Annotated in this window: 13 protein-coding genes; 3 read left to right on the top strand and 10 right to left on the bottom strand. The window is 68.6% G+C overall.

The window, feature by feature from the left end:
* Positions 1 to 67 precede the first annotated feature (67 nt).
* Positions 68 to 1,768: a dihydroxy-acid dehydratase gene (gene ilvD / locus ACJH6H_RS10025; RefSeq protein ID WP_212807924.1), complete on the top strand. Its 1,701-nt coding sequence runs from the start codon at positions 68 to 70 to the stop codon at positions 1,766 to 1,768.
* Positions 1,769 to 1,977: 209 nt separating this feature from the next.
* Positions 1,978 to 3,144: an ankyrin repeat domain-containing protein gene (locus ACJH6H_RS10020; protein WP_318984820.1), complete on the top strand. Its 1,167-nt coding sequence runs from the start codon at positions 1,978 to 1,980 to the stop codon at positions 3,142 to 3,144.
* Here ACJH6H_RS10020 and ACJH6H_RS10015 read toward each other — a convergent pair.
* The 7 genes from ACJH6H_RS10015 to ACJH6H_RS09985 form a co-directional block, all read right to left on the bottom strand.
* Positions 3,081 to 3,911 carry a PaaX family transcriptional regulator C-terminal domain-containing protein gene (locus tag ACJH6H_RS10015; protein ID WP_212814464.1) on the bottom strand — a complete coding sequence of 277 codons (831 nt, stop codon included), beginning with the start codon at positions 3,909 to 3,911 and terminating at the stop codon, positions 3,081 to 3,083. The two genes, ACJH6H_RS10020 and ACJH6H_RS10015, sit on opposite strands and share 64 nt — an antisense overlap.
* Before the next feature lie 91 nt (positions 3,912 to 4,002).
* Positions 4,003 to 5,214: a saccharopine dehydrogenase family protein gene (locus ACJH6H_RS10010; RefSeq protein ID WP_212807923.1), complete on the bottom strand. Its 1,212-nt coding sequence runs from the start codon at positions 5,212 to 5,214 to the stop codon at positions 4,003 to 4,005.
* Entirely contained in the window at positions 5,211 to 6,281 is a 1,071-nt protein-coding gene (locus ACJH6H_RS10005; RefSeq protein ID WP_212807922.1) for a S9 family peptidase, read from the bottom strand. Before ACJH6H_RS10005 ends, ACJH6H_RS10010 begins: the two co-directional genes overlap by 4 nt.
* 78 nt (positions 6,282 to 6,359) lie before the next feature.
* A complete protein-coding gene (locus ACJH6H_RS10000; RefSeq protein ID WP_212807921.1) occupies positions 6,360 to 7,106 on the bottom strand; it encodes a DAPG hydrolase family protein in 747 nt (248 codons plus the stop codon).
* Positions 7,103 to 8,443, bottom strand: coding sequence for an FAD-binding oxidoreductase (locus ACJH6H_RS09995; RefSeq protein WP_212807920.1), 1,341 nt, complete (start codon positions 8,441 to 8,443; stop codon positions 7,103 to 7,105). The genes ACJH6H_RS10000 and ACJH6H_RS09995 overlap by 4 nt, the downstream gene beginning before the upstream one ends.
* 78 nt (positions 8,444 to 8,521) lie before the next feature.
* Positions 8,522 to 8,917, bottom strand: coding sequence for a hypothetical protein (locus ACJH6H_RS09990; RefSeq protein ID WP_212807919.1), 396 nt, complete (start codon positions 8,915 to 8,917; stop codon positions 8,522 to 8,524).
* Positions 8,917 to 9,582, bottom strand: a complete 666-nt coding sequence (locus ACJH6H_RS09985; protein WP_212807918.1) for an O-methyltransferase — start codon at positions 9,580 to 9,582, stop codon at positions 8,917 to 8,919. Before ACJH6H_RS09985 ends, ACJH6H_RS09990 begins: the two co-directional genes overlap by 1 nt.
* A gap of 85 nt (positions 9,583 to 9,667) precedes the next feature.
* Here ACJH6H_RS09985 and ACJH6H_RS09980 point away from each other — a divergent pair, with 85 nt between their 5' ends.
* Entirely contained in the window at positions 9,668 to 10,669 is a 1,002-nt protein-coding gene (locus ACJH6H_RS09980) for a DUF4331 family protein (RefSeq protein WP_212807917.1), read from the top strand.
* Between the two features lie 126 nt (positions 10,670 to 10,795).
* Here the strand turns inward: ACJH6H_RS09980 and ACJH6H_RS09975 are convergent, their stop codons facing one another.
* The 3 genes from ACJH6H_RS09975 to ACJH6H_RS09965 form a co-directional block, all read right to left on the bottom strand.
* Complete coding sequence (locus ACJH6H_RS09975; protein ID WP_212807916.1) at positions 10,796 to 11,287, bottom strand: TIGR04338 family metallohydrolase; 492 nt, start codon at positions 11,285 to 11,287, stop codon at positions 10,796 to 10,798.
* Positions 11,284 to 12,033 (bottom strand): DUF2786 domain-containing protein, encoded by a 750-nt coding sequence (locus tag ACJH6H_RS09970; protein WP_212807915.1) that lies wholly within the window; start codon positions 12,031 to 12,033, stop codon positions 11,284 to 11,286. Before ACJH6H_RS09970 ends, ACJH6H_RS09975 begins: the two co-directional genes overlap by 4 nt.
* 72 nt (positions 12,034 to 12,105) lie before the next feature.
* Positions 12,106 to 12,282 carry a hypothetical protein gene (locus tag ACJH6H_RS09965; protein ID WP_212807914.1) on the bottom strand — a complete coding sequence of 59 codons (177 nt, stop codon included), beginning with the start codon at positions 12,280 to 12,282 and terminating at the stop codon, positions 12,106 to 12,108.
* Positions 12,283 to 12,313 lie beyond the last annotated feature (31 nt).

Here is a 12,313-nt window from a genome sequence, read left to right as displayed (position 1 = left end):
CGTACCGCATACCCCTTAGGGGTATCCAATGCAATTTCGCTTGGTGGCGGCGGGCATACTTACCTGCATGTCTGCTGATCAGCCCGATATCAAGCCCCGCAGTCGCGACGTCACCGACGGTCTCGAGAAAACCGCAGCCCGCGGCATGCTGCGCGCGGTAGGCATGGGTGACGACGACTGGGGCAAGCCGCAGATCGGCGTCGGGTCGTCGTGGAACGAGATCACCCCCTGCAACATGTCGCTGCAGCGGCTGGCGCAGTCGGTCAAGGAGGGCGTGCACGCCGCCGGCGGTTACCCGCTGGAGTTCGGCACCATCTCCGTCTCCGACGGCATCTCGATGGGCCATGAGGGCATGCACTTCTCGCTGGTGTCGCGCGAGGTCATCGCCGACAGCGTCGAGACGGTCATGCAGGCCGAGCGCCTGGACGGCTCGGTGCTGCTCGCCGGTTGCGACAAGTCGATCCCCGGCATGCTGATGGCGGCCGCCCGGCTGAATCTCGCGAGCGTCTTCTTCTACAACGGCTCGATCATGCCGGGCGTCGCGAAGCTGACCGACGGCACCGAGAAGGAAGTCACCATCATCGACGCCTTCGAGGCGGTCGGTGCGTGCGCCCGCGGGCTGATGTCCCGCGAGGACGTCGACATCATCGAACGCGCCATCTGTCCGGGCGAGGGCGCCTGTGGCGGTATGTACACCGCCAACACCATGGCGTCGGCGGCCGAGGCCCTCGGTATGTCGTTGCCGGGCAGCGCTTCTCCCGTCGCCATCGACAAGCGCCGCGACGAGTTCGCCCGCAAGTCCGGCGAGGCCGTCGTCGAGATGCTGCGCCGCGGCATCACCGCGCGCGACATCCTGACCAAGGAGGCGTTCGAGAACGCCATCGCCGTCGTCATGGCGTTCGGCGGCTCCACCAACGCGGTGCTGCACCTGCTGGCCATCGCCCGCGAGGCCGAGGTCGAACTGACCCTCGCCGACTTCACCCGCATCGGCAACAAGGTGCCGCACCTGGCCGACGTGAAACCCTTCGGCCGCCACGTGATGAAGGACGTCGACGAGATCGGCGGCGTGCCCGTCGTCATGCGCGCCCTGCTGGATGCCGGTCTGCTGCACGGTGATTGCCTCACCGTCACCGGCAAGACCATGGCCGAGAACCTCGCCCACATCGCGCCGCCCGACCCGGACGGCAAGGTGCTGCGCGCGATGAACAACCCGATCCACCCGACGGGCGGCATCACCATCCTGCACGGCTCGCTGGCCCCCGAGGGCGCCGTCGTGAAGTCGGCCGGCTTCGAGTCCGACGTTTTCGAGGGCACCGCAAGGGTTTTCGAGCGCGAGCGGGCCGCCCTCGACGCGCTGGAGGACGGCACCATCACGCACGGCGACGTCGTCGTCATCCGCTATGAGGGCCCCAAGGGCGGCCCGGGTATGCGCGAGATGCTGGCCATCACCGGCGCCATCAAGGGCGCCGGCCTGGGCAAGGACGTGCTGCTGATGACCGACGGCCGCTTCTCGGGTGGGACGACGGGCCTGTGCGTCGGGCACATCGCGCCGGAGGCCGTCGACGGCGGCCCCATCGCGTTCGTGCGCGACGGTGACCGCATCCGCCTCGACGTCGCCAACGGCAAGCTGGACCTGCTCGTCGACGAGGCCGAATTGGCTTCGCGCCGTGAAGGTTTCGAGCCGCTGCCGCCGCGCTACAAGACCGGCGTGCTGGCCAAGTACACCAAGCTGGTCCAGTCCGCCGCCGTCGGCGCCGTCTGCACCTAGCCGGGATTTGTGCACGATTTTCCGCGGTAGGCGCGGAAAATCGTGCACAAAACACCCGGTGGGCGGGCTCGGTGATAGCGTGAGGTCGGGCGCGCAGGACCGCCCGACGTCCGCTCGAAGAGGCTCAGCCTCCCTGCTGATTGCTTCACCTTGTGACCGACCTCTTCTCGGCCCGATTCGCGGACGCGGGCGCATGAGAGGAGGCCGTCATGGCCAGCACACTGCCCACCAATCCGTCCCTGGACAAACTGCGCGTCGAAGCACGCACGCTGCAGCGGGCGAACGGCATCGCGCTACACGCCGCCCAGCTCGCCGTCGCCCGTCGGTATGGCTTCACCGGCTGGCCCGCACTGGTGCACTACCTGCGGCTGGCCGCGGATCTGAGCGTCGACCCGGGCGCCGTCGACGAAAACGCCCTCGACCCCGCTGACCGGTTCTGTTCGTGGGCGGTGTTGCGGTACGACGAATCCGACGCCCCGCCGCGCCGGCAGTCCGCTGTCGAGCTGCTCGCCGCCGAACCTGATGTGGTTTCCCGCAGTGTCTGGGCCGCGGCCGCGGCCAGTGATCCGGTCGCGCTCGCGGAGCATCTCGCCCGTCGCCCGACACTGGCCGGCACCGGCGGCGGTCCGTTCGGCTGGGTGCCCATGATGTACCTCTGCTACTCGCGGATTCCCTTGGGCCGCAGCATAAATGACGTCCTGGCCGCCGCGACGCTCCTGCTCGACGCCGGAGCCGATCCGAACGGCGGTTACCTGTGGTGCGGCATGTCGACGCCGTTCACGCTGTTGACAGGGGTGTTCGGCGAAGGCGAGCAAGGGCCGCGACGGCAGCCCCGGCATCCGCATGCCACCGAGCTCGCGACGCTGCTCCTGCGCCGCGGGGCCCATCCGCTTGATCAGCAGACGCTCTACAACCGGATGTTCCGCCCGGACGATTCGCACCTGGAGCTGCTGTTCGCCCACGGTCTCGCCGACGCCGGGCCCAGCCCGTGGGAGCGACGGCTGGGCGAGGCGATGGAGACCCGAGAGCAGCTGTGGCAGCGGCAGATTCGCTGGGCCGCCGAGCACGGGTTCCGTGATCGTCTCGACCTGCTCGCCCGGCACGGCATCGACGTGTCGGGCGTCGAACTCGTCGCGCCGACCTTTCCGGATGATCCCAACGCCCGTGACGATGAGGGCGCGACGCCGCTGCACCACGCCGCGTGGGAGGGCGATCTGTCGCTGATCCGGCGGCTGCTGGAGGCGGGCGCCGAACCGTCCATCACCGACGGACGGTTCGGCTCGACGCCGTTGCAGTGGGCCGAGCACGCCTATCAGACGGAGGCGGCGGAACTGCTGCGCGCCGCGACTTCGGACACCACTTCCGAGTACCACTGAAACAGCTTGATGCGTTGCGGGGCATCGCTTTTGAGCAGTTCTGCCCAGCATTCCGCGACCTTCGCGCGGGCTGCGACGCCGATCCACGGCTGTGGCAACAACTCTGGCGGCAGCAGCGGGTCGGGCTCGAGCGCGCGACTGAATTCGGCGGCCAGCTCGATGGCAGTGGTGAGCTGCGCGGTCGGGGCGGCGCCCGGCAAGGCGGACAGTGCGCGTTCGGCGACGGAGAGCAGTCGCCGGTGACGTTCGGCGATGTCGTCCAGGGGCCACAGGAGGCCCGCGACGGCTCGCGGCTCATCGGTGCCTCCGACGGCCAAATCCGCGGTCGTGAGCGTGGTGACGTGATCGGTGATCGCCAATTGTTCTGCCGCGGCAGCTATCTCGCTGTCCCAGTCGTTCGGGGAGACGTACAGACCACCTTGAATCGCGGCGCCACCGAGGCGCACGATCGCGTCACGCATGGCGTCACGCGCCGACCGGATCGACTCCGGAACGGCGAACGCCACGACGTGCCAGCGCCCGTCCCACGGGGCGTCGCCCCGGTCCTGGGCGTACATGAGCCGGAGGTAGTCGAGGTCCGGGGTGATGCTGCTGCGCAGCTCATCGGTCGCCCGCAGCACCGCTTTCCGCCCGCGTCCGTCTTGGACGAACTGCCCGTCGGCGACCAGTCGCTTGATGCACAACCGCACCTGCTGGTCCGTCATCCCGAGTTCGCCCGCGACGTCGTACAGCGCACCGGCGTCGATGGTGGCGTCGTCCCGCAGCATGCTCTCGACGAGAGTGCGGGTCGGCACTTCGATGGGTGCGTCCAACGGTCAGCTCCTTGTGCCGGCGGTACGACGCGCGGGGCACCCAAGTCTAGGCACGCTCGTCCTGTTCGACGATGACGAGCGGCCGGCCGTCGGGCTGATCGAGTTGGTTAGCCAGGTCGGCGAAGAATCGCGGCGCGTCGATGACGGCGTCGGGCGGGTGCACTCCCGGGCGCCGCGCGGTGCCGTCGACGATCTGCGCCAGCCCCAACACCAGCGGGATGCCCGTGGCCCGGGCCATGTCCCCGAACAATCCAGCCGCGCTCCCGGACAGGTCGAGGTGGGTCAGCACCGTGCGGTCGCGTCCGGCGCGGGTGCCGGACACCGCGGCGAAGAACGGCGGTAGCGTGCCCGGACCTTTGCTTCGCCACGACAACGGCACAGATCGTAAGTAGTGCAACAGGTTCGGTTTCGCGAACTGCAGTGCTGCCGTCTCGTGGGTCAGTCGGCGCCGGTCGGTGTCGCGACGCAGCACATCGAGGTAGGCCAGGGTCTGCGGCCGCATCACCATGAGGTTGACGGCCTCGCCGGTGAGTCCGAGCGTGCGCCGCAACGTGATGGGCTCGGGATGGCCCACCGTGTACGCGGTGCCGCGACGGCCACCCGGCAGGGTCAACCCGACCGCGCGCAGCGGACGCTCGAACGTCAGCTGTCCACCCCGGACGGTGCAGATTTTGCCGCTGCTCTGCAGCATCCAGTGCACGGCCGCGGCCGACGGCCGGCCGTCTGGGCCCAACAGCACCTCGCCCCCATCGCCGCCCGTCCCGGACACGTCGACCGGCCATGCGGTGTAGGCGTCGCGCACCGTGTCGAGTTCGGCGGCCGCCGTGGCGACGAGCAGGTTGCTCACACCCGGGCTGGCCCCCATTCCGATGACAGCGCAAACGTCTGCGGCACGGGCGGTTTCGTCGAGTTCGAGCATCTGCACCGTCGGTTCCCAGTCGTCGCAGATGTCGACGTAGTGCGTGCCCGTCGCGATCGCGGCGCGCAGCACCGGGACTCCGAAGCGGTAGTACGGCCCGACGGTGTTGACGACGAGATCCGCCTGGTCCAGGAGCCGGCACAGGGCCACCTCATCCGTGACGTCAACCTGGGCGGCACTGACCCGCACCGGCGCCTCGGCGAGTTGTCCGCACAGGCGGTGTGCGGCGGCACCGTCCCGGTCGGCGATGACGATCTCGTCGACCCCGGGCAGCCGCGCGGCGAGCCGGACAGCTACGGCACCCATCGCGCCGGGGCCACCCAACGCGAGGATCCTCATCGGGCCTCCTTGGCGGCGGGCAGTTCCTGAACGTAGCGCCGCAGATTGTCGAGGTAGCTGGGCGCATAGATCTGCCGGGGCGCGAAAGTTCCTATCACATAGGCTTTTACGCTGTCAGGATTGCTTTCCAGGTCCTCCTTGGCGAGGCTGTGCGAAGCGTGGGGATAGGTCTGGACCGTGAGCAGATCGGGTCGCACCAGCGCGCGATAGACGCGTTCGGTTTCGGCCACGTCGACGTTCCGGTCGTCCTCGCCGAGCTCCAGCAGCACCGGGACCGCGAGACGCGGCAACGTCGCGCTGACGTCCGCACGGTAGTTTCGCGCGACGAATCCCCAGCGGTCCGCGGACATCGGCGACGCGTCGATGTCCGCCATGCGGTACTCGTGATAGGTCGCGCCATTGCGCAGCAGCTGATTCGTCCGCTCCCGTCGGGCCAGGGCCGCTGCCAGTTCCGACTGCGGCGCCGCGCGTGCCCGCAGCTCGGCCCGCAGGTTGTACTCACCCTGCCGCATCCAATTGATCGCCGGCCCAACGAGAATCATGAACTGCAGGTCGGGTTTGCGCACTGCCACCTCGGGCGCCACCCAGCCGCCCTGACTGATGGCCCAGATGCCGATGCGGTGCGGATCGATGTCGGCCCGGGTGCGGGCCCAGTCGATCGCGGCGCTCGTCTCGTCGGCCCGGTCGGCCAGGCTCTGGTTCAGCCAGTTGCCGGGCGCGCCGTCGACGCCGGGCTTGTTCCACGACAACGACGCATAGCCGGCCTCGGCGAAGGACTCCCAGATGGGCCGGTAGAACGCGTCGCGGCTGGCATCGGCGGGCCCGTCGCCGTGCACGAACACCACCAGGCCGAACGGTCCCTTCCCCGTCTTGGGCAGGGCCAGCACACCGTCAAGGGGCTGCGCCGGCGCAGGGATGGTGACGCGCTGCTCGCGAATGGCGAAGTCGTTGGCGTACAGCACCCAGCCGCCCGCCGGAACCACGACCGCGACGACACAACCCCATGCGATCAGCGTGCGACGCACCCAGGCAGGACGGTGACGACCGATGGCAGAACTATCATTCATTCCACGATCGTAGCCTAAGTGATAGTTAATCGAGAGTGGCGTCAGCCACTCGGACTGCGGAGACTCCTCGCTCGCGGGCTAACCGAACTGCGCGTGGAGCTCCGGCAAGAAGCCGGCCAGGTGGTTCATCTCCTGCGCGCAGTGCACCAGCAGATCCTGCGGGTGCGGCAGCTGACGCGCGGCAAGAACCCGAAAAGCATGGTCCGCCAACGACTTACCGGCACGGAAGCTGACGTGCTGCCCGCCCATCCAGAATCGGGAGCGCATCTCGGCGCCGTCGGGTGTCGGCCGCACCTGATGAACAAGCCAACCGATGTCGACCGGGATGTCCGGCGAGCCGAGGCGGGCGACGATGGCCAGCCCCGCGTGCCCTTGTGACTCGGGGTCGACGAACTGGATCGCCACCGAACTGAGCGCCGAGCCGAGATACTCCTCGACCAGCGAGGTCCGACCGACATAGGCCACGTCGTCACGGCCGTCGCGCCACTGCGCCGATACATGCGCCCGCGGATGCCACAGCTTGTAGCGGCGCGCGTCGCAGCCGTGCCAGCCGAACCACCAGTCCCACATCTGCGGCGTCACGCCCGGCATGTCGGTGCGCACGGCAACGGTGTACCCGCCGTCCGACAGGGTGCCGTAGCCGTTCTCGGTCTGCTGATAACCGTCGGCGGCGAGCGGTTCGTCGAAGTCCGGCAGCACCGGGCCGGCCTGCGGCCCGTGCTCGAGCGCCTCCACCACATGGCGTGGCAGCGCCGCCATCTCCGGATTGAAGAACCTGCCGAACGGTGTGTCCGCGTCGTCACCGCGGTAACCCAGGTAGCTCATGTCCGTCCCATCCAGGCGTAGAAGCGACCCTCCGGGTCATATTGTGCGCGCACCGCATCCAGTCGCGCCATGGCCGCGTCGGTGGCGAACCGGGCCGGCCGGGCACCGAGGTTCTCGTCGGCCAGCTGTATCCCGGTGGCCAGGTGGGACATCGCCGCCATGTTCGATCGGGCCCAATCGCCGTATTTTTCGTCATCGGCTGCGTCCTGCCAGCCGGCGTAGAGCGCCAGGTACACCTCGTCTTCCAGGCTGTAGGCCATGTCCTGACGGGCGGGCGACGGCCCCCAGTTCAGCCACAGGAAATGCGACGGATGCGGTGGCATGGTCTCGAGGATGTTGCGCACGCCCGGCAACAACTCGGCCGTCGACGCCGACGTCCACATGTTGTCCGCGGCGTAGCGGTGGTCGCTGAGATAGTTGCTCATCACGGCGTCGTACCAGGTGGGCAGATTCGTCGGTGCGAACGGCACGGCCATCAGGGCATGGGGCCGCGCCGGACACGTATCCAGCAGTGCGACTGCAGCTTTCGCTTCGTCGTCGCTGTCGGCGAACACTGGGGAGGCCAGCACGATGCCCGGCGTATCCAGACCCGAGCTCGGCATGGCCCGCGAAGCGACGATCTGCAGCTCCACCCGGCGGTCCACGTCGGCGCTGATCGCGCGGGCCCACGTATAGATCTCGTCGGCGGCCTCGAAAGGGTAGACGTACAGGCTGCTGCCGCAGACCGACGGCTGCGGATAGAGGCGTAGGTGGAACGCCGTCACGACGCCGAAGAATCCCGGGCCGGATCCCCGTGCCGCCCAATACAAATCGGAGTGATGCTCGGCGTCGCACCGAATCTGCTCACCATCGGCGGTGACCACGTCGAGCGCCAGCACGCTTTCGCACGCCGGCCCCAGCACGCGGCTGTTCCACCCGTAGCCGCCCTGCAGCAGATACCCGCCGAGTCGCACGCCACGGCAGTGTCCCGACGGGAAGAACAGGCCCTGCTGCTCCAGTTCGGCGGCCAGCACGCTGCCACCTTTTCCGGGCCCGACGACGGCGGTCATCGCGTCGCGATCCACCCGGCACGTATCGAGCCGGCTCACGTCGAGCAGCAGGCCGCCGTCGCGCAGGTGGTTGGCCGACCAACTGTGCCCGCCGGATCGGATACCGACGGCCAACTTGTTCGCGCGGGCGTAGCGGACTGCCACCACCACATCGGCAGTGCACGACGCCTGCACGATGACGTCCGGAAAGCGCTGCGGCACAAGCGCATTCCACACCGTCGCGCAGCGTGCCTCGTCATAGCTCGCGTCACCGCGGCGAAAATGTCGGACCTCGGCCAAAGCTGTCACCGCAACTCCTCACGCCTCGACGCCCCACCGAAACGTAACACCGGGAATCAGCGGCTGCGTCAAATTCGAGTTGCGGGCCTACTCGGCCGTCAGCACCGCCCGAGCCCCGACAGGATTGGCCAACGGCACCACGATCTTGCCCGGCATGATCATCATGGTGCAGACCATGCGTTCGCGATCGGACCTGCGGCCGGCCGTCAAGGTGACCGTCACGGCCTGGTCGGTCTCCTGGACCGTGGCGTGCACTCCGTAGCAGTCCGGCGATCCGAGCGAAATATTCAGCGCCACAGCAGGTTCGGGGTCCAGCCGGCTCCAGGACTCCGCCGCCAGCGGGTGGGGGTCGACGATCGCCGGATCGTCGACGAACGTCGTTCCCGGCGAGACCGGCACCTCCGGCAGTGCCGTCGGGTCAGCCCAGGCTGTCGGTGCCATGCCGACGGCCAACACGAGTCCCGCCGCGGCGACGCGCAGCACTACGTCGCCACCCGCGCCACTGCGAAACCGTCCCAGCCCTTGGCGCCGACGGTCTGGATGGCGGCGGCCTCCAGGCGCGGATGATTGCCCACCAGCTCCAGCATGTTGCGCACACCTTGCGCCTGCAGGTCGTCGGCGGCCGGATCGAGCACCCGGCCCATGCGCGTGACGTTGTCGACGACGATCACCGCGCCCGGCGCCGCCAGCCGCACCGCCCAGTCGACGTAGGCACTGTTGTTCTCCTTGTCCGCGTCGATGAAGAAGAAGTCGAACTGCTCGCCCCGCTCCGCCAGCTGCGGCAACGTGTCGAGCGCCGCGCCGACCAGCACCTCGACGCGGTCCGCGACACCGGCCCGCTCGAAGTTGGTCCGGGCGACTGCGGCATGTTCCGGGGAGTACTCCAACGTCGTCACGCGGCCCTCCGCTCCGATACCGCGGGCGAGGTTGATGGTGCTGTAGCCCGCCAGCGTGCCGATCTCCAGCACCCGGGTGGCGCCGCTGATGGTCGCCAACAGCGACAACAGCTTTCCGTGCTGCGCCGAGACCTCGATGGCCGGCATGCCCGCCGTCACCGCGGACTGGCGCGCGGCGGCCAGCGCCTCGTCCTCGGTGTGCAACACCCGGTTGAACATCTCGTCGACTGCCTGCGGCTCGGGTTGCGTCATGGCCCCAGGCTAGCGCGCGAAAATCCGGTGCCCAGATTGACCGATTCGCCGTCAGCGCGGCCCGTCGGCCACTTGAATGACGGCTATGTCAAATCACTTCACGGGCCTCAGCCTCGGCCCGCCGCTGGGCGACCAGCGCCTGGACCTCTGCGATCTGTACGCCTTCCAATCGCCGGCCGACCCGGCCCGCACGGTGCTGATCCTCAACGCCAACCCGAACGCCGACGCCCTGCATCCCGATGCGATCTACCGCCTCGCCATCGACAACGACGGCGATCTCCGCAACGACATCGCCTTCAGTTACGTGTTCTCCGAGCCGGTGGACGGGCGCCAGACCGTCGATGTGTACCTGGCCACCGGCGAGGCCGCCGAGTCACCGGAAGCCGTGGGCGACAAGATCTTCGAGGGCGTCGAAGTGTCGTTCGGCAAGGAGCCGGTGATCGCTGAGTCCAATGGTTACCGGTTCTTCGCCGGGGCCCGCAGCGATGCCTTCTTCTTCGATTTCGACGGCATCAAGAACCTGTTCGACATCAGGGGCGGCCGCAACTTCACCGCGCTGCACCTCAGTGGCGAATTCCCCTGGACCGGTGTGGATTCCAACACGCAGGCCAATGTGTGCTCGATGGTCCTGGAGCTGCCGACCGCGCTCCTGGGAGCCGCGCCCGACATCCGGATATGGGGCCGCTGCAGCGTCCGCCGGGACGGTGCGCTGCTGCACGTCGACCGGGCCGGGCATCCGTCGGTCAGCAGCTTCTTCAACACCGACGACACCAAGGAGGAGTACAACGCCAGCGAGCCGGTCCACGACCGCGACCGCTGGATGCCGATGTTCGTCCACCTGCTGGGGCACACGGGCGGTTACACCGACGAGGAGGCCGTCGCCGCCGTCGACGCTGAGGGCATCCTGCCCGACATGCTGACGTTCAACCCATCACTGCCGGCCAAGTACCCGAACGGGCGGGTGTTCACCGACGACGTGATCGACTACCGGCTGGCCTCGCTGACCAAGGGCGATTGCCCACCGTCCGGCCTGAGCCCGCACACCGACACCCTGCAGGTCTTCCCGTATCTGGGTCCGCCGCATTAGGACAGCACTGGAAACGCACGCTCGCCGGCCGCGAGCGTGCGCGTAATACACACCGAACGCGGCGTGTCCATGTACAAACACGGCCGCTCGCGGGAAAGGGGGCAGCGCACGCGGGAAAGGGTGTAGTTAGCGCACGCCTTCCTTGGCGTAGACGACCCGCAGGACGTGGCCCACCTCCGGTCCCATCACGATGTCGGCCAGCTCGCAGAACGCCGCGGTGAACGCCGGACCGTGCGGCGGTACCGCAGCGGACAGGTGGTGCGCCACCTCGTGCAGGACCACCAATTCCCTCAGGGCCCAGGTGGATTGGCGTTCGGGCACCGCAATGACCGCGCCGCCGTCACCGGATTCGTAGTGCGCGGCCGTCATGCCTCGCCGCGCCCGCACGGCCACCGCGCCGGCATCGGGCCACCGCGCCGCCACTGCCGGCATGGTCAGCACCTGGTCGACGTAGCTTCGCACCGCGTCGACGGACCCGAAGCGCGCCTCGGGCGGCAACGTCAACTGTGTCCCGAAGAATTCGACCGCCCGGTTGCCGCGTTCCCCGGCGCGGTCGAACAACGTGCGCACGAACTGCTCGGCGGCGTACACCGCGGATCGTTGAACGTCCCGGGTCATCGCTCCAGAGCCGTACGCGCACTGGATAGTTCGGGGCTCGGCCCCAGCCGCGCCCGGCGCCCGGCCCGGTCCCCGGCCCGTCGCGCCGCCGACGAATAGCCGGCCGACGCACTCGTCGCCCGCCAACTCCCCCGCGCCTGCGACGTCTTCTTGTAGAACGACACCAACTCAAGGTCCTTGTTGCGCAACGCAAGCGCGGTCCCCGGTTGGTCGGCGCGTTCGGCGGTCGCCGCCTGCCGGGCCTCCTCGCGGGCGTCGATCAGCCGCTGCCCGACGCGGGCGCCGAATGCCAGCTGGAAGTTGAGCCGGGCAGTGATGGTCGGCGTCGGCCGGTGCGCACCCGTCGAGATGTAGGCGTCCGACGACTTGACCATCTGCACCACCACGCTGGCATACAGGGCGTGGGTGGCGTCGATGTCCTCGGCGAACCCGTAGGCATAGACGAAAGTCGAGTTGGACGCGATATCGCATTTCACGTCGTTGGCCCGCGCGATCAGCACGAACAACTGCACGAACGTGCGCAGACCCCGGGTACCTGCCTCCCCGATGGTCACCGTGCGCTGCACCGGCTCCTGGGCCGCGGTCCGGGTCGCCGAATGCGCCCGGGCCACCGCCAGATCGATCGACGTCGTGGTGGCCAGGCGCTGGGCCGTCGCCATGAACGCCTCGGCCTCATGCGGGTTGTCGGTGTTCTCGGCCTGCCGCAGCAGCGCCGCGATCCGGGCGAGCATCTTGTCGTCACTCATGCTCGCGACATTATGGGACGCGTACGACGTTTCCGCGCGCGCGACGGGTCGTGGCCGTCGCCGCAACTGTCGTCAGTCGGGCGGCTCCTGCGCTTCGCCCGATTCCTGGTCGACATCGGGCGTCTCGTCACGGCCGGTGGCGCTGGCGCGGCGAAGTTCGTCGTCGGCACTGAGTGGTCGCTTGGCCTCGCCGGTCTCGACGTCGGCGTCGGTGTATGTGCCCCGGGAGCCGGGATCATCCTTGTCCATGGCAGTCCGTCCTGTTCGTCGGTCGTGATGC

This window comes from Mycobacterium sp. SMC-21 (assembly GCF_045310825.1).
Classification (GTDB): Bacteria; Actinomycetota; Actinomycetes; order Mycobacteriales; family Mycobacteriaceae; genus Mycobacterium.
This window is presented reverse-complemented; position numbering and strand designations above follow the sequence as displayed.